The organism is Staphylococcus sp. HMSC055C03 (assembly GCF_001809385.1).
Classification (GTDB): domain Bacteria; phylum Bacillota; class Bacilli; order Staphylococcales; family Staphylococcaceae; genus Staphylococcus; species Staphylococcus simulans.
Map to the genome: position 1 here is coordinate 350,782 of NZ_KV797514.1, position 24,952 is coordinate 375,733.

Sequence of the window (24,952 nt, forward strand, 5' to 3'; positions counted from 1 at the left end):
AAAAAGCGTGTATTAACTCATAGAGAAATCATTCGTGACATGACGTTTAAAGGCGGGTAATGCTATAATGTACTTTAAGTAAACCTTTTAAGGAGTGAATTGTGATGTCAGAAACAATTTTCAGCAAAATCATTGATGGTGAAATCCCAAGTTATAAAGTTTATGAAGATGATTATGTCTATGCATTCTTAGATATTTCGCAAGTAACGAAAGGTCACACTTTGCTTGTACCTAAGAAAGCTTCACCAAACATTTTCGAAACTGATCCAGAAACAATGCAGCATATCGGTGCAGCAATGCCTAAAATTGCCAACGCAATTAAAAAAGCATTTAATCCAGACGGCTTAAACATCATTCAAAACAATGGTGAATTTGCAGACCAATCTGTATTCCACTTACATTTCCACTTCTTACCAAGATACGAAAATGATGTGGATGGCTTCGGTTATAAATGGATTACACACGAAGAAGAATTAGGCGATGAAGCAAAAGCTAAAATTGCAAAAGAGATTCAAGCACATTTTGAATGATTACCTAATTTTCGGGTAATAACATACTATATCTAAACTCAACATCATTTAATAAGGAGACTAACCTATGAAAGTAATTCGCATTTTAGGTGGATTAGTTGCTGGTACTGCTGCTGGTCTTGCTGTAACTGCTTTTAATAAAAACAGTTCTAAAGCTGGCCAAACTGAATTTGACGACAGTACAAAAGCAATTAAACAACAATCATCTAATATTTCAAGCTATGTTAATCAAATCAAAGACGGTACGCAAGAAGTTAAAACTATCGTCGATGAAGTTAAAACTTTGATTAGCGACTTTATGAAAGATATTCAACCAAATATCAATCATATTCAAGAAAATATTCAAGATATCCAAAAACGCGGTGAAGTTATCGGTGAAACGGTGCAAGGCATTACGAAAAGCCCTGATAAGAAAAACATCACACCGTACACACCAAAACAACAACCTGTTGGTAAAGACCAGCGTGAAACGGTACAACAAAATCAAACAGCTGCAGTGGAACCTAAAAAGAAACAAGTGGACACTGAAGCTGAATAATGAGTATTTAAGATCAGAACAACATCGTGTTGTCCTGGTCTTTTCTTTTAAATTTTAAACTTCATGAACATGCGATATTACAGCATTTTCCCCTCTTCTAAACATGCCACTTAATTAGCATAAAATTTCCTCATAATTAATACTTGACTCTTTCATTAGAAAGATAGATAATACCTAAGTATTGATAAGAACTTAGAAAAAATATCCCAAAATAAACGAAAAAACAAATAAATAATGCGAGGAGGTATCGTGATGTTTTTATGCTCACGTCAAATTGACATTAATACAAGATTTGGCTTACCCCGTATCTTTTTTATTGCTGTTGTCACAACTATTATCACATTTTTAATCAGCTATGAAGTATTGATATTTTTATCCAATAAAGAGATCACAGACCGGTACTTTTTCGTGTTTCTAATAGCGGTGTTATTACTTTATCCAATTCATAAACTCATTCATTTAATTGTTTTAGCACCCTACTACAAACACTTTAAAAAGAAACGTCTTACTAAGCGACCATGGATACCTTTATATAACTTATATGTCAGTACGCCAGTGAATAAATACTTATTTTGCTTATGCTTAATTGCACCAGTTATCGTGATTACTGCAGCAAGTATTTATATGGCAACATTAATGCCGCAGTACGGTCATTATTTCATGTTCCTACTGTCACTAAACGCTGGTTTCTCAGTGATGGACTTTATGTATTTAAAATTAATCTTATTCTCAAATGAAGGCAGATATATTGAAGAACATTGCACAGGTTTTAATATCTTAAATAAATATGATATGCCGTTAGACACACATTTTAATTAATGATACAAGCAGCACCTTGAACATGTTATTTTATGTTTAAGGTGCTTTTATTTATCTCATTTTTAATACTTTAGTCTGAAGACAACAGTAATGAATTTGTATCAGATTCATATTATGGTATATTAACATTGTTATATTTTGAAAAAGGAGACTGCGTTATGAAATCATTAAAAAAAGTTATGATTCCAATTACAGCGAGTGCTGTGCTATTAAGTGCATGCGGGAATCATGCCACAGATTCTAAAGAAAATGTCTTAATATCTTCTAAAGCTGGAGATGTTAAAGTAGAAGATGTCATGAAAAAAATCGGTAAAGAACAAATCGCTAATAGTTCTTTTGAAATTTTGTTAGGCAAATTACTAGAGAAAAAGTATGCTGACAAAGTTGATGATAAAGAAATTGATAAACAAATTAAAGATGAGCAAAAACAATATGGCGGTAAAGACCAATTTGAAAGTGCTCTAAAACAACAAGGTATGACACTTAAAGACTATAAGGAACAAAAGAAATTGCAAGCTTACCAAAAACAAATGTTAATGGATAAAGTTAAAGTTTCTGATAAAGAGCTTAAAGAAGACACTAAAAAAGCTTCTCATATCTTAATCAAAGTGAAATCTGATGATAAAGATAAAGAAGGTTTAAGTGATAAAGAAGCGAAAGCTAAAGCAGAGAAAATCCAAAAAGAAGTGAAGAAAAATCCTGATAAATTCGGAGAAATCGCTAAAAAAGAATCTATGGATGAAGCAAGTGCTAAAAAAGACGGCAGCTTAGATTATGTTATTAAAGGCCAAATGGTAAAACCATTTGATAAAGCACTATTCAAATTGAAAGATGGCGAAATCTCAGATGTCGTTAAATCAGATTATGGTTATCATATCATCAAAGCAGATCAACCAACTGATTTCTCATCAGAAAAAGATAAGTTGAAATCACAAATCATCCAAAATAAAGTTCAAAAAGATCCTAAGATTTTAGTAGAGGCATACAAAGACTTACTAAAAGAATTTAACGTTGATTTCAAAGATAGAGATATTAAAAAAGCAGTCGAAGACTCTATCTTGAACCCTGACAAACTTAAACAACAGTCTCAAGGCGGCGAAGGTATGCAAACGCCTTAATAAGTCTTAAAGCTAAAATAAAGCTGAATTCCACTCGGAATTCAGCTTTTTATTGTTAAGAGATAGATTAATCTAAACTCTCTGGATTATAAAATTGTCTGTTTTCCATTGCAAATAAACGTTCAGTGAACTGTCCTTTTCTCGCTTTCTTGAAAGCTTTCTCAAACATATTCATTCTAGCATCGATATTATCGATGTACGTTAGAATTTCTGCTTCTTTCAGCATCGGTAATTTAGGTGAACCATATTCTAGTTTACCATGATGTGATAAAATCATATGTTTTAGCAACATCACTTCTTCACCTTCAATACCTAACTCTTCTGCAGCTTTTGTCACTTCTTCACTTGCGATAGAGATATGGCCTAATAAGTTACCTTCAACCGTATATGACGTTGCAACCGGTCCGCTTAACTCTTTAACTTTACCGATATCATGTAAAATCACGCCACTATATAACAAACTTTTATTTAACATCGGATAGATATCGCATAAACTTTTAGCTATCTTCAGCATCGTTAAAACATGATAACTTAAACCGCTCGCAAAGTTATGATGAAAGGAACTTGCAGCTGGAAAGACATAAAACGTGTCATGATGTTTTTTCAACATATGCCTTGTTAGACGTTGAAGTTTACTATTTTCAATTTCCAATAAAAAGTAATCAATTTGTTCTTTGATTTGATCTGGTGTTAACGGCGCACCATCAATGAAATCTTTGGCTGATAATCCATCAGCAGGTTCTGCTAATTTAAACTGATTTACTTTCATTTGTTTACGGCCACGATAATTAATCACATCGCCTTTAGCATGAATGATTGTTTCTGGTTTTAGGACTTCCATATCTTGCTTTGTTACTGTCCATACTTTAGCTTCAATTTCACCGCTTTTATCTTGTAAATACAAAGTCATATAGTCTTTGCCTTGCGCAGTAACACCCTGAGCAGCTCGATGGATTAAGAAAAAATGATCTACCGAATCTCCAGGTTGAAGCTTTTCTACATTTCTCATTTTTTGCCTCCTTCTTCTAGTTTTTCTAAAATAACTGTTTGTTTAGCAGGAATATTATTATCTTTTGAACATGTAAAGTATAAAATTTGATATTCTGCTGATAAAGATTTCAAGTAGTCTATCATAGCACCTTTACGATGCTTGTCAAAATGAACGAAGGCATCATCGATAATGATTGGCATTGAATAATAAGGTTTCAAAATTTTGATTAAACTTAAACGCAAGGCAATGTATAGCGCTTCTTTCGTTGATTGACTGATTTCATTTGGCTGATACATTTGACCATTACGATGTTTAACTCTGACATCCTCATTTTCATATGTGACTTGCGTATAATTATCATGCGTCAATTGTTTAAAGATTTCAGTAGCTTCATCAATGACTTGTGGTAAACGCTTATCTTTAATTTGTTTGATATGTGCATCTACTAACGCTTGTAAATAGCTGAGGCTTGCCCAATCTTTCGCATTTTCATTCATTTGATTTCTAAGCATATAGTAACGATGACGTAATTGCGTTAATGTATCATCAGTTTCCATATGTTTGATTTGTGCAGTTAAATCGCTGACTTCTGATTGTAACGTAAGATACTTATCATTATATTCATCAACTTGTGAAGCTAATCTGTTATTTTCTTCTTCTAACTGTACTTTTGTTTTATCACTTAAATCAGATGCTTCATCGTACATCATATTTTGATTTTCTAAATATTTATTAAGATCTTGATATCTACTGTGATTATCTTTGTAAGTCACATAACGATGATGGTAACGATAATATGCTTCCTCATCCCCAACTTTCACAAAATCAAATAAGCTGTTAATAGATTGATTATGTTCATCTAAACGCTCATTCAACTGTTTCAGTTCATTAGTTAAAAGTTGAATGTCTTCATCATTGCGATTCCATCTTGTTTGATTTTCTTCTGCTTGTTTCAACCAACGATTTGTATCATGGAAGAGTGCAGCTGATTTAAAATCACTGATTTGATTTTTTGTCACTGCTTGCGCATGATCATAGAACGCATCAACTTCTGATTTCAATACAGAATGTTGTTCTTGTAATTCAGAAACACGTTGTTTTAACGATTGAATACGTTCGATTGTTTTAATACCGTCAATCAATAAATCATCTGACATTTTTTCTGAAACATGTAAATCAGCTTTGACTTCCTGAATATTTTGGTCAAAACGTTCATGATTTTGTTGTGCTTCTGCTAACTTATCTTCAGTCAACTCAATTTTAGAATTCAAAATACCGATAGATTTATCTACACTATGATGTTGATTTCTCAAGCGAGCTTGATCATCTAAATCAAAGTCTAAGTCATATTTATCTTCGAGTGCTGCATTCTCTTGTTCTAATTGTGAAATTTCATTAGAGAATGTTTCACTATGACCGATTTCTGATGACTTGAATAAAATCGCACCTACTACAAAGCCTACCGCAGCAACAGCGAAGATAATCGCAAATAAAAGTGCTTGTGTCGCAAATGAGAAGACTGCTAAACCAGCACTGACAATTGCTAATACAATAAAGATAATTCTTGTTGTTTTTTGTTTACGATTTCGTTCAGCCTGTTCTGAATCAAAAGCTTCTTTCATTTTTTGATAAAGATTTTTCTTTTCATTTAACTCAATGGACTTTTGATTATATTCTTTTTTCTTCTCAAATACTTCATCAGAAACGAGCACATCTTCAACTTGTTGCTTTTCTTCTTCGTTGTTTGCTTGTTCTATTTGTTGTTCTTCTAAAGTACGTTCTAATTGAGTCATGTATGAGGCTTGATCTTGTTTCTTCGCAATTTGCTTGCTGACGAAGCTTTTCATACTTTCAGAAGTATCTATATTATCGTGATCTTCTTGCCAACCAATATTAGATTTAAGACCTTCGATTTCTCTTGATTTATCTTCAATCTCTTTATTCAAAGCTTGTAGTTGTGTTTCTTTTTGTTTAATGTCATTTTCTTGTTTAGCGATATTATTTAACGCATCGATATCAGATTGTTTTGGGACATCAATTTGTTCATTTTCTTGTTGTAACTGCGTTAATTTTTCTTGGCGTAGGCTGATATCTTTCTTCAACTGATCTTTACGTGCTTTAGATGCTTCATATCGCTCAATCCCTTGTTCTGGGAAGTCTAGCGGTTCGATGTTCAATTCATGCTCTAGTGCTTTCCATTCTTGCGCTTGATCTAATAATGCTAATTCTTTTTGTTTCGCTTCATGCATCTTAGATAATTGCATCAAGTTTTGTTGAAGATGATCTAAACGACGTTCAGCTTTATCTCTTTCATCAATCAGACTATGATAAGATTCCAATTCGCTTTCATGCGCTCTGATTTGGTTTTGTAAATCGTTTAATTGCTCTAATTGCTGATTAATGACAGGATTCTTCCCTGAACGTTTATATAACGCTGCTTTTTGTGCTTCTAATTGTTCTCTCATGGTTGTAAATTGCGTGGATCCTAAAGCACCTGCTTGCAACAAGTATTCTTGAAGTTGTTTCTCATCCATATTGCGATTGATATTTTGTAAACCTAAAACATCGAAAGAATAAATGCCTTTATATGTATTCTTGTCGATATAATTTAATTTATTTTGCAGCCATTCTTCATCACGGATACCGCCATTTTCAAGATAGACTTTAACATCACCTTGCGCTGCACCTTTCACACGTTCAACTTGGATTTCTTGTCCATCATCTAACTTCAAATAAAGCTTGCCGCCATATTGGTTACCTAATCTCGGTTCAAAACGCGGTTCGTTTTCTCTTTTAGTCGGAAAGCCGAATAAAATTGAATGGATAAAAGCTTGGATTGTTGATTTACCCGCTTCATTCTCACCATATATTTGTGTTAATGACTTATTAAATTTAATTGTTCTTTCAACGAACTTACCATAACCATAAATATCTAATGCTAAAATCTTCATGATTGCTCACCTCTTAAACCTGACTTAAGCAATGCCTCTGCACGATTAATCAATTCTACCTTATCAAAGTCATCATAGTTATCTAAAAACTTAGTTGCTTTAGGATTTAGGTAAAGATCACTCATCGCATTTGTAAAAATTGCGTCATCAGCTTTCAATTCTTGAGAAAATTCATGCTCAAGTGGTCTTGTGTCATCATCTTTATAAGAAACAATTAAAGATTCAATAAACACGAAGTTATTTTCATTTTCTTCGTATTCTTTCAACATTGCTTCCACTTGCATTAAATCTTGAGAAGACACAGGCTCATCACTATCAATCTCTAAATAAACTCTATAGATAGCTTTACCTTGTTTTCTGACTTGATTTTTAAATTTTTGTACCACATCATAAATGCCTTGCTTTGTTGTTTGTTTTGTTTCAATTTTAATTTCATCAAAACGAATAAAATGTGAAGGTACAAATTCAACATTTAATTTAAATTCGTCCCCTTCTACAAGTAGAAAACCTTTATCTCCCATTTCATTGAAATGACGGCCTTGTATATTACCAGGATAGTACGTCGGTGGCATATCATTAATTTGTTGACGTTCATGAATATGGCCGAGTGCCCAGTAATGATAAAGTTTAGAGTTTAAATCTTCTAATCGAAATTCAGTATAACGGTGCTTCGTAGAGGATTTGCTATAGGTACCATGCAGTACACCAATATGCAGGCCTTTCTCTCCTTGGCTAGAAGGATACTCATCTAATTTGTTTTCGTAACTTGCATGATCTTGATAACTGAAACCATGTAATAAAATCTTTTCACCATTCTTTGTAATGGTTTGATACGTCTCAACATTTTTATCAAACACTGAAACATTTTCTGGCCAGTCTGTTACAACACTATCTGATAGTGGATCATGATTTCCATGACACATATAAACAAATATCTGCTCTTTCTTTAAGCGTTCAAATTGTTCTTTTAAAAATACTTCAGCTCTTAACGTACGGTTATGATCATCAAAGACATCACCGGCTATGACGATAAAATCAACTTCTTCTTGTAATGCGAAATTAACAAGTGTCTTAAAACTTTCATACGTACTCTTTTTCACATCTTCATAAATGTTTTCACTTAAATGGCTATGCGTTTTAAACGGGCTATCTAGGTGTAAATCTGCACAATGAATAAATTTCACCATATATAGTAAGCTCCTTTTTCATATAATCCAAATTCTATATAAATTATGTAAATTCAATTGATTTGTAATCAAAGTATCATCTTATTTTACCATAGTCGCCTGCTATGCGTCTAAAGAACACAGATAACAAAAACATGAAAAAACTGCCGGGTGAAGTCACCCGACAGTTAAAATGTCTAATTATTATTGTTCGCCTTCAGCGTAAACTTCATCTAAAGGTTTTACGATGATTTGGTTGATTTCTTGGAAAACTTGGCTCATTTGTTGTTCAGCTTGCATTAATTCAGCAATGTTTTCGTCTTTTTCAATTGCTTGTGCTTGCTCTTGAGCTTTTTGTAAGTCTTCTTCTTCGATTTGTTGTCCTTGCATTTGCATTTGTTGGAATTTCAATTGTGTTTCACGGAACTCATCGAATAACTTTTTAGATTCTTCGTTAGCTTTAACTTTGTCATAAGCATCTTTAATTGCTTGATACTCATTGCTTTCTCTTAAAGCCTCTTCTAATTTTTGTGCTTGTTCTTTTAAATCTACTGCCATTTCAAATTCACTCCTATAAGTTATTGTTTTACTACGTCGTCAATAAACATAACATAAATATATAACAGTGTCGAAACATTTACCCAATTTCTTATTAACTGCCACTAATCACATTCCCAACACGATTCATTTTAAACGAATAATGCAATAATACCTTGGAAACAACCAATAATTCCTCCAAGTAAGAATCCGAGCATCATGATTAATTTTAATTCCTTATTCGCAATTTCAATAATCAAACGTTCAATATAGTCTAAGTCGAATGAATTGATTTGTTCTTCAACAATCGCACTTAAATTTACTTGTTTCATAATTGATGAAATATGCTCCGCTGCTTTATTTACAATTAAATCGGTAATAAAGCTTGCTGCATGTGCTTGAGCATACTGTACTAAGCCAGGTGCTAATTCAGAAATTGGTTGGTTCGCTTTATGAGGGATATCGATATACGCCATCATAATTGGAGTCATTTTATCTTTGATATTTGTAAATTGCGCTTGTGATAAGACTTGATTCAAGTGTTTACCTTTTAATGTTTGGTACTCATTTCTAATCAACTGTGCTGCAATTTGACGTGCTTTCGGATGATTTGTTAAACGAATCAATTCCACTTGAATACGCTCAGCAATGCTCGCTCTTGTCATAAACATCTCAAGCAAGCCGACAATTTTACCTTTCTCCTCAAAGAAAGTATCTAACATATTATAGATATCTTGTTCCCCTTTTTGAGAAGACAAATAGATGCGTGCACGATCACACAGTAATGGTGTTAAACTTTCGACTTTCTCATCTATCTCCGCTTCCAATGCCTCAGGTATTAAAGTGCGCAATTCGGATTGACCATGTTCTTGATAGTATTGTTGCAACTTATCTTCAATCAGTTGCTGAACCTTTTGCTGCGCTGCTGTTTCAAAATCTATATCTAATGATTGCGCAAAGTTTTGCAAAGTTGCACGATCACTGCTTAGTTTATTGATTTGCTGTGAAATAAATCCTTCAATTGCTTGTCTTGCACTCGCTGAACTGATTTTTTCTTTAATCAGTGCTTCAGTAATTAAATGTTCTTCAATAACGCGACCAATTTTATTCGCGATTTCTTCTCTACGTTTAGGTACTAATCCAGGTGTAAATGGAATACGCCACTTTCCGATATGATAAGCTTTTTGCGGATGGAATAACATTTTGATCGCAATGATATTCGTGACACCGCCAATAATTGCGCCAATTACAATCATAAATAATATGACGAAAAATGCGTGCATAATTTTTTATCTCCTTTTCAATCACTCGTAGGTTTAATATTACAATATATCTCTTTACATTCACAATTCAGATGTTTCTAAACGCAAAAAAAGATTGATGGAATAACGCCATCAATCTTTTAAGTAAAGTCATACATGGGATAAAAAGTGTATCAACCTCTATTAGAGATTCTGTTATCACTTATTTATCGTATTGAATTAAGCATGTACTAATTCATCTTTAGAGATTCTTCCGAAATATGTTTCAGCTTCTCTTAATTTAGAAGTACCAAAAATAGGTTGTTTGTTTTGATTTAATACACGGTAGATTTCACTGACTTTATTACTTTGCAGGATAAATCCATTTTTAGAATCTAATGTATTCCAGTAGATATCACTTGTTGTGGCATGTTTAGGATATGCACAGTGATTTCTAGAAATTGTTTGGACGATTTCAAGGGGGTCACATCCAAAAGTACTATTTAAGACATCAGAGTCTCTGAATAAAGCGCAAATTGAAACACATGTAGTCCAGTTTGGTAAAACGCGTTCTTTCTCAATTTGTACGAGTGTTTTCTTTGATAGTCCGATTGTTTGAGCCATCGTATCTTGAGTGTAGCCCGCTTCTATTCTCACCATCTTGAACTTAGTTTGAATTAAATCTGTAAAACTTTGTCTGTCCATTATTACTCTACCTTTCTATTGTGTAATCTTTCCGTACGCAAGAAATTGCAATAATACACAATTCTTGAAACACAAATTACATCTTAATACAAAATGCGAAAAATTAAAAGAGCGAATTTTGCTTTTATGACGTATTTTGATAAAGCCGAAATTGTCTAAATAATCAAACACGTCATAAGTTATATATTTGCCAATTCCTTACATTTTAACGGAATTGGTTACGCTTGATCTGGTGGTTTTATACCCTTATTCTATTATGGCGAAAATTTGCGATATTTCAAGTGATTTTTACATTTTAAGTTAATTTTACCTTAAAGTAGAAATATTCTTTTCACAGTTAAGTCATATTTTCACAAAATAAAAAAAGACCGAGACGTTGCTAGAACATCTCAATCCCCTGTCATATACTATGAACTGATTGCTTTTCTATCTTCTTGCTTAGAAATCATAAACGCACATGCTGCATCCCCTGTAATATTTACAGCTGTACGTGTCATGTCTAAGAGTCGGTCAATACCAATAATAATACCAATTGCGGCAGGATTTAAATCAACAGCTGTAAGTACCATTGCTAACATAATTAACCCTACACCAGGCACCCCTGCTGTACCGATACTTGCAATGACCGCAATCACAATCACTGTTAAAATTTGTAAGATTGTTAGTTGCGCACCTGAAATTTGTGCGATAAAGACGGTTGCAACCCCCTGCATGATAGCCGTACCATCCATATTGATAGTTGCACCAAGCGGTTGTACAAACGACGCAATAGCTGGTCGTACCCCCATTTTCTTGGTACATTCCATTGAAACTGGCAGTGCCGCATTAGAACTTGAACCGCCGAAACCAATCGTAATCGCTGGAATAAATCCTTTAAAGAATTTGATTGGGCTGTCTTTAGCGATAAATTTGATTGTACCGCCATAAATTAAGAAGAAATGTAGAATTAAAGCAGCTAATACAACAATGAAGTATAAACCTAGTTGTTTGATTGCACCAAGTCCAGCTCCTGTAAATGCATGTGCTACTAAACAGAACGTTCCAATCGGCGCAAACACACGCATAATCATTGAAATAATATACATCAGTATCTCGTTAAATTGTTCAAAAAACTGTCGGACGACTAAAGCTTTATCACCTAATACCATCATCCCGATCCCAATGAAAATCGAAAACGTAATCACTTGCAACATATTACCTTGAGTCATCGATTCAATTGGATTTTTTGGAAACAGATTGATTAAAGTTTGATTTGCCGGTGCTTCTGCCCCTTCACTTTGTTTATCTAACGTTTTTTGATATGAAGCTACCTCGGTACTTTTCATTAAGTCTGAATGGCCTGCGCCTGGTTTTACCACTAATGCCAATACAATCGCAATTGTAATCGCAATCGCTGTCGTACATAAGAAAAACACTAGTGTTTTTAAGCCGATACCGCCTAATAATTTCGGATCACCGACACCAACTACCCCTAATACAATCGATACAAATACGACTGGTACTACGAGCATAAAGATTAAGTTTAGAAATATTTGACCTACTGTGTTAAAGAAATATTGGTCTACCCCTTTTACTAAACTTGTGTCTGCATAAATGTCGCAAATGGATCCGATAATAATCCCTGCTACAAGTGCAATGACAATGTTCATTGTTAACTTTTTACTCTTCATATGTCTCATCCCCCTTTGTATAGTTCTATTATAGTCTAATTTTACATAAATAGTAAATATACATTTTATTGTGCTGTTTTTCACAAAATAAAAAAACGTATATGAAAGTTATTAGACTAACCTTTCAAATACGTTTAATGTTGAATTAGATAAGTTTATTTTCCATTGCATAAATAGCAGCTTGTGTACGGTCACTGACTTGTAATTTAGAGAAAATGTGACTGACATGTGTTTTAATCGTTTTTTCAGAGACATATAAAGCTTCAGCGATTTCGCGGTTCGTTTTACCTTTTGCCATTTCTTTTAAGACGTCTTTTTCACGATTAGAGAGTTTATTGACATGATGCGGTTTTTTCGCTACATCTTCCATCACTTTTTGTACTTCAGGGTGTATGATTTTTTCTCCTTGCAAAACTTTATGTATAGATGTAATCAGTTGCTCAGGCTCGACATCTTTCATTTCATATCCGTCTGCCCCTTTATTAATTGCTGAAATCACATGTTCATCATCCGCATAACTGGTTAACACTAATATTTTGATTTCAGGATAATGTGATTTAAGATATTCTGTCACTTCAATACCATTCATCTCAGGCATTACTAAATCAAGCAGTACAATATCAGGATGTTGTCCACTTTGTTCTAACTCAGCTATAAATGCCTTGCCGTTCGCAAAAGAACCTTGTACGGCTAAATCATCAATGGTTGAAATCAAAAATTCCAAACCTTGACGTACAATGTAATGATCATCTATCAAAACGACTTGATTCATGTTTTGTCTCCTTCTCTGTTTGAGTCAATGGTACACTTAAGCGTATTGTTGTCCCTTGTCCCAATTTAGAATTTATCTCCATTTTTCCTTGTATTTGTTTGATACGTTGACGCATATTATAAATACCATGGGAGGTTTGGTCAATCCAGTCAGGATTAAAACCAGCGCCCTTATCTGAGATTACCATATCAAACTTATTTTCATGTTGATGCAAGAGTACATGTGCATGATTCGTTTGTGCATGCTTTTTAATATTATTCATCGCTTCTTGCAATATACGATAACTATGCTCTTCAACACTGCTAGACAGGTCAATAAGGCCTTCTACTTCTATCTCTGGCTGAATGCCGATTAAATGACTGTATTGTTTCAATGCACTCACTAGACCATGTTCTAACCCGATTGGTTTTAACTGCCAAATCAAAGCTCTCATTTCATTTACAGCCTGCTGACTTGTAGTCTCAATTGTTTCGAAAGCTTTTTTCGCTATAGGTTCTTCTGTCATACCATGTGCTGCATGTGCAGTCAGCTTCAATGAAAATAACATCTGATTGACAGAGTCGTGTAAATCACGTGCCAGTCGGTTTCGTTCGTTCAAACGTGCCGCTTCTTTCTCTTTATTCGTTAATTCAATACGCTTAATCGTAGAACCGATTTGAAATGCAACAGATTCTAATAGTTCTAAATCTTCTTCTGAATACTTTACTGTATCAGGAGAAGCTACATTTAATAAACCAAATCGTTCATTACCTGAACGTAGCGGAACTGTCGCATGATGTGTAATGCCTCCAGATTCATCAGCGTATTCTTGATTTGCGGCACTGATTCTTGAACAATGAATAATATTAGAGGCTTTCATCAACTTTTCACTGTGATAAGCTTGTACACACCAACAAGTGCCTTCTCGCATACTTTGGCAATCATGTTTCATTAAAGAACGTGGTAATTGGTAATCAGCTGCCATTTCATGTTCTCCAGCTTCATTGATGAAGAAAATCCAGCCTGTTGTAAATGCACTGCCTTCAATGAGCAGCTTTAATGCGCCATGCATCATAGTATAAATTTCTGTTTCTTCATTCAGATATTCTGCAATTTCTTTTAATAATGCCAAACGTGTCGGTTTAACCACAGTGTTCACCTCTCTTATCTATAATCTATTTTTATTATACCGATTCAATCTCTATAACGATAGCATTCCACTTGCACACGCAACTATCACAACGCAGAATATGTTATGATATTAAGTAATAATCGAGGAGGAAGTTATGGAATTTAAAGTACCTGAACAATATAACGGCTATACATTAAGAGAAATTTTCCAAGATGTGAAATTACCGAAGAAAGAACTGCATCAATTAAATATGTCAAAAGCCATTACCATTAATCAAGAACCTGCACAGCTTTCAGCAAAAGTGCAACAAGGAGATCAAGTGTTTGTCCCGACTCCAAATGAAACAAGTAATTATTTACCAAGTTACCGTTACGCAGATGTCTATTATGAAGACGCAGACATTGCGATAATCAAAAAGCCTAAAGGGGTAAAAACACATCCTAACGACTTAAAAGAAAGCAATACATTGATGAATCATGTCATATATACACTTGATAGTGATTATGCAGAACCTATTCATCGCCTAGATCAAGAAACAGTCGGTTTACTGATTGTGGCGAAAAATCCATTGATGAAAAAATTACTAGATCGCATGTTAGAGGAAAATCAAATATCACGTATTTATAAAGCAGTAGTTAAAAGCTTACTACCGCTTAAACCGCAAACTATCGATAAACCTATCGGTAAAGACAAGTTCCACCCTAACCGCAGACGTGTTTCACCGACGGGGCAACAAGCCATCACTCATATCTTAGATGCACGTATGTTAAAAGAAAATGAATGTGAACTGGATATTAAATTGGACACAGGACGTACACATCAAATCCGTGTACATTTAGCCGCAATCGGCCATCCAGTTATTGGAGATCCTTTATATGGTGATTCTAAATTACGTCAATTACGTTTACACAGTCATAAAATTGAATTTGTACATCCGTTAACGAAAGAAAAGATTTCTGTTTCATTGGATGACAAAAATTAATGGAGAAGGCAAATGCCCTCTCCATTTTTGTTTACTTAATTTTAATTTATCTTTTGATAATTGATTATTCTTTTGGTTCAACCATGTTTTCTGGTTTGATCCACTCATCAAATTGTTCTTCTGTTAAATAGCCAGAATCAATAGCTGATTGTTTTAGTGTAATACCTTGTTTGTGTGCGTTTTTCGCAATTTTAGCTGCTTTTTCATAACCGATATGCGGGTTTAAAGCAGTTACTAACATTAATGAACGGTTTAGATACTGTTCGATATTTTCTTCGATTGGTTCAATACCTTGCGCACAGTTTTCATCAAATGTACGCATACCGTCTGCGAGTAAATAGATAGATTGTAATGTGTTGTCCATGATTACTGGTTTGAATACGTTTAGTTCAAAGTTACCTTGAGAAGCGGCAATGCCAACTACCGTATCGTTACCCATTACTTGTACAGAAACCATTGTTAACATTTCACATTGTGTCGGGTTAACTTTACCAGGCATGATTGAAGAACCTGGTTCGTTCTCAGGAATGCTGATTTCAGCTAATCCAGCTCTTGGACCAGATGCTAACCAGCGAATATCATTTGCGATTTTCATTAAATCAGCTGCTAAAGCTTTTAATGAACCATGCAATTGAACCACTTCATCATGTGCTGTTAATGCATGGAATTTATTTTCAGAAGATACAAATGGATAGCCTGTATTTTCTTTAATATTCGCAGCAACCATATCACCGAATTTAGGGTGTGCGTTAATACCTGTACCTACTGCAGTACCGCCGATTGCTAAACTTAATAAATGCGCTTTAGATTCACCTAATAATTGGTCGCATTTATCAAGCATATAACGCCAACCACTGATTTCTTGACCTAAGCGAATTGGTGTCGCATCTTGTAAATGTGTACGACCAATTTTGATAATGTCATGGAAATCTTTTTCTTTTTTCGCAAATGTATCACGTAATTGTTTTAATGCTGGTTCTAAGTTAGCTTCAATTTCATGATATAACGCAACATGCATTGCAGTTGGGAAAGTATCATTAGAACTTTGTGATTTATTCACGTCATCATTTGGATGTACTGTTTCTTCACTGCCATGTTTTTTCAAGTAATCGTTAGCTACATAGCTGACTACTTCGTTGACGTTCATATTACTTTGCGTTCCGCTTCCTGTTTGCCATACAACAAGTGGGAAGTGTTCATCGAGTTCCCCTTTAATTACACGATCGCACGCAAAGACAATTGCGTCTTTTTTCGCTTCACTTAATTTACCTAATTCAAAGTTAGCTAATGCTGCTGCACGTTTTAATTGTGCAAAGCCGTATACCACTTCAATCGGCATACGCTCTTTACCTACTGGGAAATTACGTTTACTTCTTTCAGTTTGTGCACCCCAGAACTTATCACCAGGTACTTCAATTTCTCCGAATGTATCATGTTCAATTCTTACTGACATTTGACTTGTCTCCCCTTTATGATTGGTATTTATCATAAGTATAGCATTAAATGTTTTTAAATTAAATCTCTATATAGTTAACGCTTTCATGTCTGACTATGACTTAAAAACGTATTAAAAAAAAGAGCCTAGTGAGCTAGACTCCTTATATATACATATTATTTAGTTTCAACACTTTTAAAGTGAAGTTTAACAGCTTTAATAACCGCAACAGCAGTTAAAATATATAAAATAATACTGATTACTAATAAAATAGGACTGATGTTAATCAATGTTCCTAAAAAGCCCGTTAAACTGTTATAAAAATCACCTAAAGGCTTAAATAAAATAAATGTAATCGCAATACAACAAATCACACTGATAATGACACCTTTTTGGTTACTCTTGATAAACATTTGCGGATCTCGTTGACTTACTAATCCTTCAGATAAATTCATTTGTAGTTTGACTACACGAAAGAGTACTGGTAAATATAGTGCGCCTAACGCAATTGGAAAACCTTTGATAGATAACAATCCAAAAATTACAGTAGCTAACATTAAGAGTTTCCAATGTTTATGTAGATTTTGCATGGAAATGTTCCTTTCTGAAATTACTCATTCAACAAAATAATAAAGGAAATACACTCTGAATACAAATTAAAATCCGAGTTATGTTTCAATTCATCAACATAACTCGGAATTATTGATAATGCATTATTCAGCTTAAGCGAAGCGTTCAGTGAAGTACTGACGTACATCCTCTGGTAAACCAGCTGCTGCTGCTTCATCTAAAATAACATTCACCATACGGTGTGCTTTTAAATCAGATGGGACATAGCTTGAGTTGCCGTTTTCGTTATATAATTTGTTCACTAAGTCAGCTTTTTCAGCACCAGTGACAACTAAAATAACTTCACGAGCAGGCATTACACCTGATTTTACCGCAACATCTAGGTTGCCTTTATCATTAATAGTTAAAACTTGTAATGTGAATTTAGCTTTATTTTCTTTAGACTTAATGTTTTCTTCGATAAAATCAACGACACCATCGTTATATGATAATTCATAAACTTGTGAATCTGGTACACCAAGTGTTTGGTAGTATGATTTGTTGTCATCATAATCTAAAATGTTGATTTGACTGAAATCAACTGGGTGACGCAACACGTTTTGTTTTAAGTCTTCTAAAACAGGCGCGTTGTCATCTGCTAGATGCACACCCATGATTGTTGTCGGATTATTATTAAATGTCTTTCTGATAATATCTGCAGAATAGCGTGCAGCTTTATCTGCAGTTGGAAAAACCTTAAAGTTCATTGCCATAATGTACACTCCTCTAATTGTTCTCAGTTCGTATATCACTTCGATTGCTACATTATTTACCCTGTTCTTAAAAGAAGTAAACGAAATAGATACACGTAATAGTTAATTCTATTATACCTGTTTCATTAATTGATTTCACTCAAACCCAAATATCCATTAATGTAAATGTGGATAATTCTGTTGTCTCAATGCTTCATAGACTAAGATTGCGGCTGTATTAGATAGGTTTAATGAACGAATATGATCGTTCATCGGAATTCTTAATGCTGTTTCAGCATATTTTTCTTTTACCCAATCTGGTAACCCTGTCGTTTCACGCCCAAATACAAAATAATGATCTTCATCAGAATTTGAATAATCAAAATCAGTAAAGGTCGTTTGACCGAATTTAGTGATGAGATAATAATGTCCATCAGTTTTCTCAAAAAAACTCTTCAATACTTTCATAATAAGTAATATTCACATGCACCCAGTAATCTAGGCCGGCACGTTTCAGCATTTTATCATCTGTACTGAACCCTAGGGGTTTAATTAGATGTAAATGTGCATCTGTACCTGCACATGTTCTAGCTATGTTCCCTGTATTTGCAGGAATTTGGGGTTGATATAATACGACATGGTTTGTCATGTTACTTAATTCCTCTTTTCTAATCCTTTTAACATTTCTTCTTGTACTTCATCTAATTCATCGGCGAGATGTGCTTCGATAAAATCACGTTCATCCTCACCTGCAATTTGGCCAATTGCCCAGTAAGCAGTTGCCCGAATCATCGGTCTTGGATCATTTAACGCTACTTCTTTTAGTTCTGGCAATGCAGCTGTTTCATTAAAGTGTGCTAATGCGATAATCGCATTACGTTGAATTGGTTTCTTACCTCTCCAAGCACCTGCTAAATGTCCATACGTATTCTTAAATTCTTTATTACTCATTTGTAGTAAAGGAATTAAACGTGGTTTTAATATTTCAGGTTCTAAAACGATATCATCGTGTTCTGTGTTAATCCCCCTATTTTTAGGACACACTTGCTGACACGTATCGCAACCATATAATCGATTGCCGATTTTATAGCGATATTCATCTGGTAAATAACCTTTTGTTTGAGTCAGGAATGAAATACATTTCTGACTGTTTAATTGTCCGTTCCCAACTAATGCACCAGTTGGACAACGGTCAACACAAATCGTACAATCTCCACAACTGTCGAGCAATGGGTCGTCTGGCTCAAATGGAATACTGACTAACATTTCACCTAAATAGGTCCATGTCCCTAAGTCAGGATTGATAACAAAGCCATTTCTTCCTGTAAAACCTAATCCGGCACGTTCAGCCACAGCACGATCTGATAATACACCTGTATCTACCATAGATAACATTTCTACATCAGGTACGCGTGACTTGATATACTCACCTAATTTATCCAAGCGTTTTCGCATGATTGTATGATAATCCTGTCCCCATGAAGCACGCGCAAACATCCCTCTACGATCGCCTCGAACACTTTTCGGTGCACCCTTCAATTTGTTTGGGTAACCTACTGCGATAGCAATAATGGATCTTGCAGTCGGCATAGACAACTTAGGATTCACTCTTAATTCAATATCTGATTCCTCAAAACCAGATGCATATCCTTTGGCATGATAGTCCACTAACTTTTGTTTAAGCTCATCAAATGGATCAGCAGTTGTAAAACCGATACTGTCTATCCCGATTTGATGGGCATATTCAATAATATCTTTTTTTAATTGTTTATTATCCACCATAATGCCTCCATATCCATGGTCCATTTTGTATTTTAACACACAATACATAGATACAAGTTAAATTTTCTTCAAAAATTAAAGCTGATACCTTTCTGTAGATATCAGCTTGTTGATAATTATTAATAAATTTTTGTGCCGACGGGTTGTCCATCAAAATACTTTCTCATAACATTCTCTTCATAACCTGGCGCAATCACGATTTCTTTAACGCCTGCACTAAGTGCTTTCGATGCGTCTTTCAACTTTGGAATCATATCATCACTAATCATCTTAGAGTTGATTAATTTGTCTAATTCAGAAAGTTGAATATCAGAAATAACCTCACCTTGATTTTGTACACCTGGTATATCACTTAAAATGATTAAAGGTGATTGTAATGTTGCGGCAATTTTATAAGCAAGTGTTTCTGCATTAATACTATAAAATTGATTATGATAGCGACCGATAGAAGCAACGACTGGAATATAATTCGTGCAAAGTTGTTGAAACACTTCTCGATTGATATTTTCTGGTTCGGCTACGAAACCTAGTTCTTTAGAAATAGGACGACAATCAAATATTGGAAAATACGCCCCGTTAATGCCAATGAAATCTTGTGCAACTTTATTTGCTTCTTCCACTACGTCAACATTGACTTTGCATAATAAAGTATTGGTTATAATATTCAAAGTTGGAAGATTGATTTTCCTGATGCCATTGATATATTCCGCTTCAATACCATTTTCTTTTAACGCTTCGTTTACCTTCGGACCGCCATCATGCACAATAAATTGGATACAGTCCTTTACTTCTAAGATCAGCAATTTGTTTAAATGTCGTAGATGCTAATTGATTGATAATACTACCACTGATTTGTATAACAATGAATTTCATGAATCAATCACTTTTATCCCTTTCTCTAGTTGAATGACATATACCTATACATATCTTTTAAACTGGTTTAAAAAGTTAACGCCATAATCTATTTTGATTTTTGTTAATCAGTAAACATAATATCTTTATAATAGAGGTATAGAAATGTGTCTTTTACTGGGTGATATGTTTTATAAAGTGATACATATATTTAAGCATCACAGCAAGAAGATGATGAAATAACTAATTTAGTTTAAAAGGGTCATTGCTCTAAACAATAACGTTATATTCATCATCATGGCTGCTTGCTGTTCGTTATAATACACGTTTTAAAAATTGTTGCGTTCTTTCATTTTGCGGATTACCGAAAATTTGTGAAGGCGTACCTGCTTCAGCTACAATGCCATCTGCCATAAATACCACTTTGTCACTGACATCACGCGCAAACTGTATTTCGTGTGTTACCACAACCATGGTCATGCCTTCTTTCGCAAGTTCTTTCATAACTTGAAGCACATCTCCAACTACTTCTGGATCAAGTGCAGAAGTCGGTTCATCAAAGAGTAATACATCTGGATGCATTGCCAACGCTCTAGCAATCGCAACCCTTTGTTTCTGACCTCCTGATAATTGTGCTGGATAACTATTTCCTTTATCTGATAAACCTACTTTATCTAAAAGTTCTTGTGCTTCTTGTTTTAAACTTGTTGAATCTGTATGTTTTAGTAACTTCGGTGCTAACATGATATTCTCTAAGACGGTTTTATGCGGAAATAAATTGAAGTTTTGAAAAACCATGCCCATTTTTTGGCGTAATTCATTTACTTTCACATCTTTACCTAAAATATTAGTACCTTCAAAATTAATTTCACCGCCATCTGGTTGCTCTAAAAGATTAATACATCTTAATAAAGTACTTTTACCTCCACCAGATGGTCCTATAATCGCCACTACTTCTCCTGCATTAATTTCTAGTTCAATGTCTTTTAAAACTTCATTACTGCCGAAGTTTTTCTTTAAATGTTTAATATTAATCACTGACTTTCATTCTCCCTTCAAAGAAGTTCATGACTCTTGATAATACAAAGGTCAATACAAAGTAAAGAATTGCTGCTACAAGTAATGGCGTAAATGGATCAAAAGATGCACCTTGGACAACTTGGGCATTAAACATAATCTCACTGACACCGATAACTGACACAATAGATGATTCTTTAATAACTGTCACAAACTCATTACCTAATGCTGGTAAAATATTTTTAATTGCTTGAGGTAAAATAATTGTTTTCATTGTTTGGCCATAGCTTAAACCTAAACTTCTGGCTGCTTCTGTTTGGCCTTTATCAACAGCGTTAATACCCGCTCTAATTATTTCTGCAATATATGCAGCACAGTTGATAACCATCGCAATCATACCGCAAATTAGCGCTGAGATATCCCAACCCAATACAGCAGTTGTACCGAAGAACACTAAGAATACTTGTACAAGTAATGGTGTACCTCTGATAAATTCAATGTATACAGAAGCTAACCATTTTAAAGGTTTTATTGAACTTAATTTCATTAAAGCGAAGAATGCGCCAAATAAAGCACCAAATACTACACCGACTATAGAAATTAAAATTGTATTTTTAATACCTGTTAAAAAGAATGAACCGTACTTAGTAAAGAAGTTTCCTTCTTCTTCCATAGATTGTGCTGCGATATCTTTATATTTCGGAATCAAGTTTTGATCTTTTACATCTTTAACTGATTTGTTTACTTGCGCTAGTAATACCGGCGCATTTTTAGGTATCGCAATTGAATTATCTTTATCAGGTTCATGGAATTTAACTTTCGCAAATCCTAATTCAGGATTTTGTTGTAAGTAAGCCTCTGCTACAGGTCTTTCAATAATTGCACCATCTACTTTGCCGCTTTTTAAAGACATGATTGCTTCTGGTAGACGTGTTAATGAGTGAACATCAGCATTTTCAATTTCTGTTTTTGCTAACTGCTCTTGAGTCGTTTGTTTTTGTGCTGCGATTCTTTTATTGTCAAAATCACGTAATGATTTATATTTATCGATCTCAGTTTTTTTAACAATGATGGATTGTCCAGACTTCATATAAAAATCTGAGAAGTCTACTTCTTTTTTACGTTCTGGTGTTGGTGTCATTCCAGAAATAATCATATCGATTTTTCCTGTTTTCAAAGCACCTAGTAAACTATCAAATGACATGTTTTCAATTTTTAGCTTTAGATGATTGTCTTTAGCAATTTTCTTAGCTAATTCAACGTCAATGCCGACATATTCTCGTTTTCCATTTTTCGAAGATTCGAATTCATATGGCGCATAGTCAGCAGATAGTCCTACTCTTAATTCCCCTCTTTGTTTAATCTTTTCCCATACGGGGTCTTGTGCCTCAGCATTTGCCTTTAAATTAAATAGCGGTAAAATGATGCCGAGTAAAAATACCGTACATATGAATACTTTAATTATGTTTAATGCTTTATGTTGTATCATAGCGATGTCCTCCTTAACTTATGGAATTATTATACATATAGTTGTATCAATATGCAATAGGTATTTTTAAATTTTCTGAAAACTTGAGTTACTCATATAAAAAACTGCATAAAAATAGCCTTGTTCGGATTTGAACAAGGCCAAAGATTTATTGTTTAGGTATATCAAATTTATAAATTTCATTGTTATAACCTGGTAAAATTCTCTTACATACTTGATGGATAATAAAACCAGAAACAAATGGGATGATAAAGTAACCAAATGCTAATAATACAATATTTGTAAATGAATCGCCTTCCATTCGGTTAAACGCATTGATCGGGCCTACAAGTCCTGTATAGCCAAATCCTGCTGACATTGGTGTTCCTTGGATGCCGATAAAGTATGCTACAAGACCAGCAACTAAACCATTTAAAGCTAATGGTACTGCGATAATCAAATGTTTGAAATATACAGGAATCATCATTTTAGCTGCACCAATGATCAATACGATATTGACACCTGCTTTATTGACTGGCAACGAGCCCCAAATGAATGTTACACATGCTGCAACGATACCTAAGTTTGCTGCACCACTGCCTAAGCCTGATAACGAAATGGCAGTCGCAATCGCTACCAATGAAATTGGCGTAACCATTAACAAAGCATAAGTCATTGCGATTAAGATACTCATCAATAATGGATTTAATTCCGTAAATGAATGAATCATTGCACCTAATGCTTTAGTGATATGAGATACAAATGGTAAAATCATTAAACCGATAAAACCAGAAACGACAGGAATCACTACAGGTAAAATGATCATTTCAAGTGAACCTAATTTACCACTTAAAAGCAATACAAGCACACATGCAATCATCACAACGATAATGATATTGATAATATCCCCAATACCTTTTAAAGCTAAGCCTTTCGAAGTGAATTGTACTGCACCAGAACCTATCATTGCAGAAGTCCCTATCATGACAGCAGACGGACCGCTGAATTTAAATTGATGTGCCGCTAAGACACCTATAATAAACGCCATAAAAGATTGTATTGCTATAACGATTTGAAAAATTAATTCTAAATAATGATTTCCATTCATGAAAAACTTAAGGATTTCACCTAGTAATGCGTTCGGTAACAAAGCAACTACAACGCCTGCTCCTACCGCATTCAATATGTTACTAAAAAATACTTTTGTGTTTAACTCTGATTTAGCCATAAGATGTAAATTTATCCTCCGTTCTTTAACTATTGCTTTTATTCTATAATAATTCTATCAAAGCAACAATACGAAAAACGGAACAAAGGTAACATAAAGTTACATATGCATATCAAATCATATATTTAATAAGTATAGTTAATGCGCTTTCTATATAACTTTTTAAATTTTTGTATCAGATAATTAAAAACAGCTTCACTTCTAGAATGGAATAAACAAGGTAATTCTTGAATATCTTAAAAGTCCAGACTATACATCAACAGATATTACTTTACGTCAATATAGTCATTGCCTTAATGAAAAAGTTTGAAACAGTCAATGTAAAGCCTTTAAATATAACCAGTTATTTATAATCAATAACTATGATCAAAATATCGATTAACAATACTATAAGTGTCCATAACGTGACCAAAATTATATATATTTAAACGTTACTTAGTATATAAAAAAAGAGTAGAAACCTTGATATATCAAGAATTCTACTCTTAAAACATTAGAAATGTTTCTATTTCAGTACCGGCGGCCGGGATCGAACCGGCACTCCATCAGCTGGAACGGGATTTTGAGTCCCGCGCGTCTGCCAATTCCGCCACGCCGGCATAATATGGAGCGGAAGATAGGATTTACACCTATACCTCGTTCCGGGAAGGAACGTGTTCTAAGAGTTGAACTACTCCCGCATAAAATAAAAAATGGAGCGGAAAATAGGATTTACACCTATACCTCGTTCCGGGAAGG

General features: G+C 34.2%; 22 protein-coding genes, 2 tRNA genes and 1 pseudogene. 5 read left to right on the top strand and 20 right to left on the bottom strand.

From position 1 onward, the window contains the following. Positions 1–104: 104 nt before the first annotated feature. The 4 genes from HMPREF2603_RS12135 to HMPREF2603_RS12150 all read left to right on the top strand — a co-directional run bounded on the left by HMPREF2603_RS12135 (position 105) and on the right by HMPREF2603_RS12150 (position 3,005). Positions 105–530, top strand: coding sequence for an HIT family protein (locus HMPREF2603_RS12135; RefSeq protein WP_002481280.1), 426 nt, complete (start codon positions 105–107; stop codon positions 528–530). A 67-nt stretch (positions 531–597) separates the two neighbouring features. Beyond that, positions 598–1,068 (top strand): YtxH domain-containing protein, encoded by a 471-nt coding sequence (locus HMPREF2603_RS12140; RefSeq protein ID WP_002481281.1) that lies wholly within the window; start codon positions 598–600, stop codon positions 1,066–1,068. Between the two features lie 252 nt (positions 1,069–1,320). After that, positions 1,321–1,887 (top strand): DUF3267 domain-containing protein, encoded by a 567-nt coding sequence (locus HMPREF2603_RS12145; RefSeq protein WP_002481282.1) that lies wholly within the window; start codon positions 1,321–1,323, stop codon positions 1,885–1,887. Positions 1,888–2,045: 158 nt separating this feature from the next. Further along, complete coding sequence (locus HMPREF2603_RS12150; protein ID WP_002481283.1) at positions 2,046–3,005, top strand: peptidylprolyl isomerase PrsA; 960 nt, start codon at positions 2,046–2,048, stop codon at positions 3,003–3,005. A 67-nt stretch (positions 3,006–3,072) separates the two neighbouring features. Here the strand turns inward: HMPREF2603_RS12150 and yhaM are convergent, their stop codons facing one another. The 9 genes from yhaM to HMPREF2603_RS12195 form a co-directional block, all read right to left on the bottom strand. After that, positions 3,073–4,014: a 3'-5' exoribonuclease YhaM gene (gene yhaM / locus HMPREF2603_RS12155; protein WP_023016255.1), complete on the bottom strand. Its 942-nt coding sequence runs from the start codon at positions 4,012–4,014 to the stop codon at positions 3,073–3,075. Then, positions 4,011–6,947: an AAA family ATPase gene (locus HMPREF2603_RS12160; RefSeq protein ID WP_070463194.1), complete on the bottom strand. Its 2,937-nt coding sequence runs from the start codon at positions 6,945–6,947 to the stop codon at positions 4,011–4,013. The genes yhaM and HMPREF2603_RS12160 overlap by 4 nt, the downstream gene beginning before the upstream one ends. Next, complete coding sequence (locus HMPREF2603_RS12165; RefSeq protein WP_002481286.1) at positions 6,944–8,134, bottom strand: metallophosphoesterase family protein; 1,191 nt, start codon at positions 8,132–8,134, stop codon at positions 6,944–6,946. The genes HMPREF2603_RS12160 and HMPREF2603_RS12165 overlap by 4 nt, the downstream gene beginning before the upstream one ends. A gap of 183 nt (positions 8,135–8,317) precedes the next feature. Next, on the bottom strand, positions 8,318–8,671 hold the full coding sequence (locus tag HMPREF2603_RS12170; RefSeq protein ID WP_002481287.1) for a YlbF/YmcA family competence regulator: 354 nt from the start codon (positions 8,669–8,671) through the stop codon (positions 8,318–8,320). A gap of 131 nt (positions 8,672–8,802) precedes the next feature. After that, positions 8,803–9,933, bottom strand: a complete 1,131-nt coding sequence (locus HMPREF2603_RS12175; protein ID WP_060804852.1) for a DUF445 domain-containing protein — start codon at positions 9,931–9,933, stop codon at positions 8,803–8,805. A 198-nt stretch (positions 9,934–10,131) separates the two neighbouring features. Further along, the gene (locus HMPREF2603_RS12180; RefSeq protein ID WP_002481289.1) at positions 10,132–10,596 is read right to left on the bottom strand and encodes an XRE family transcriptional regulator XdrA; all 465 of its coding nucleotides are present in this window, start codon (positions 10,594–10,596) and stop codon (positions 10,132–10,134) included. A gap of 407 nt (positions 10,597–11,003) precedes the next feature. After that, the gene (locus HMPREF2603_RS12185; RefSeq protein ID WP_070502119.1) at positions 11,004–12,266 is read right to left on the bottom strand and encodes a dicarboxylate/amino acid:cation symporter; all 1,263 of its coding nucleotides are present in this window, start codon (positions 12,264–12,266) and stop codon (positions 11,004–11,006) included. A gap of 145 nt (positions 12,267–12,411) precedes the next feature. Continuing rightward, the gene (locus HMPREF2603_RS12190; protein ID WP_023016258.1) at positions 12,412–13,038 is read right to left on the bottom strand and encodes a response regulator; all 627 of its coding nucleotides are present in this window, start codon (positions 13,036–13,038) and stop codon (positions 12,412–12,414) included. Then, positions 13,013–14,167 carry a GAF domain-containing sensor histidine kinase gene (locus HMPREF2603_RS12195; protein ID WP_060804853.1) on the bottom strand — a complete coding sequence of 385 codons (1,155 nt, stop codon included), beginning with the start codon at positions 14,165–14,167 and terminating at the stop codon, positions 13,013–13,015. The genes HMPREF2603_RS12190 and HMPREF2603_RS12195 overlap by 26 nt, the downstream gene beginning before the upstream one ends. A 136-nt stretch (positions 14,168–14,303) precedes the next feature. Between HMPREF2603_RS12195 and HMPREF2603_RS12200 the strand changes: the two genes are divergently transcribed. After that, on the top strand, positions 14,304–15,131 hold the full coding sequence (locus HMPREF2603_RS12200; RefSeq protein WP_060804854.1) for an RluA family pseudouridine synthase: 828 nt from the start codon (positions 14,304–14,306) through the stop codon (positions 15,129–15,131). 64 nt (positions 15,132–15,195) lie between these two features. Here the strand turns inward: HMPREF2603_RS12200 and fumC are convergent, their stop codons facing one another. The 11 genes and pseudogenes from fumC to HMPREF2603_RS13475 form a co-directional block, all read right to left on the bottom strand. Further along, a complete protein-coding gene (fumC, locus tag HMPREF2603_RS12205; protein ID WP_060804855.1) occupies positions 15,196–16,584 on the bottom strand; it encodes a class II fumarate hydratase in 1,389 nt (462 codons plus the stop codon). A gap of 158 nt (positions 16,585–16,742) precedes the next feature. Next, the gene (locus HMPREF2603_RS12210; RefSeq protein WP_002481295.1) at positions 16,743–17,156 is read right to left on the bottom strand and encodes a hypothetical protein; all 414 of its coding nucleotides are present in this window, start codon (positions 17,154–17,156) and stop codon (positions 16,743–16,745) included. A 132-nt stretch (positions 17,157–17,288) separates the two neighbouring features. Further along, positions 17,289–17,888 (bottom strand): 6-phosphogluconolactonase, encoded by a 600-nt coding sequence (locus HMPREF2603_RS12215; RefSeq protein ID WP_002481296.1) that lies wholly within the window; start codon positions 17,886–17,888, stop codon positions 17,289–17,291. A gap of 156 nt (positions 17,889–18,044) precedes the next feature. Next, a pseudogene (gene trmL / locus HMPREF2603_RS12220) lies at positions 18,045–18,516 on the bottom strand (tRNA (uridine(34)/cytosine(34)/5-carboxymethylaminomethyluridine(34)-2'-O)-methyltransferase TrmL). A 5-nt stretch (positions 18,517–18,521) separates the two neighbouring features. Continuing rightward, positions 18,522–19,646, bottom strand: coding sequence for a tRNA epoxyqueuosine(34) reductase QueG (gene queG, locus HMPREF2603_RS12225; protein WP_060804856.1), 1,125 nt, complete (start codon positions 19,644–19,646; stop codon positions 18,522–18,524). Between the two features lie 122 nt (positions 19,647–19,768). Beyond that, positions 19,769–20,452: an acetylglutamate kinase gene (locus tag HMPREF2603_RS12230; RefSeq protein ID WP_083297519.1), complete on the bottom strand. Its 684-nt coding sequence runs from the start codon at positions 20,450–20,452 to the stop codon at positions 19,769–19,771. Positions 20,453–20,816: 364 nt separating this feature from the next. Further along, positions 20,817–21,539: an amino acid ABC transporter ATP-binding protein gene (locus HMPREF2603_RS12235; protein ID WP_060804858.1), complete on the bottom strand. Its 723-nt coding sequence runs from the start codon at positions 21,537–21,539 to the stop codon at positions 20,817–20,819. Next, entirely contained in the window at positions 21,532–23,007 is a 1,476-nt protein-coding gene (locus HMPREF2603_RS12240) for an ABC transporter substrate-binding protein/permease (RefSeq protein ID WP_023016265.1), read from the bottom strand. Before HMPREF2603_RS12240 ends, HMPREF2603_RS12235 begins: the two co-directional genes overlap by 8 nt. 148 nt (positions 23,008–23,155) lie before the next feature. Next, entirely contained in the window at positions 23,156–24,214 is a 1,059-nt protein-coding gene (locus HMPREF2603_RS12245; protein WP_002481302.1) for a PTS sugar transporter subunit IIC, read from the bottom strand. Between the two features lie 514 nt (positions 24,215–24,728). Then, positions 24,729–24,813: transfer RNA gene (locus tag HMPREF2603_RS12250), tRNA-Leu, on the bottom strand. Between the two features lie 6 nt (positions 24,814–24,819). Continuing rightward, positions 24,820–24,894: transfer RNA gene (locus HMPREF2603_RS13475), tRNA-Gly, on the bottom strand. Positions 24,895–24,952: the final 58 nt, after the last annotated feature.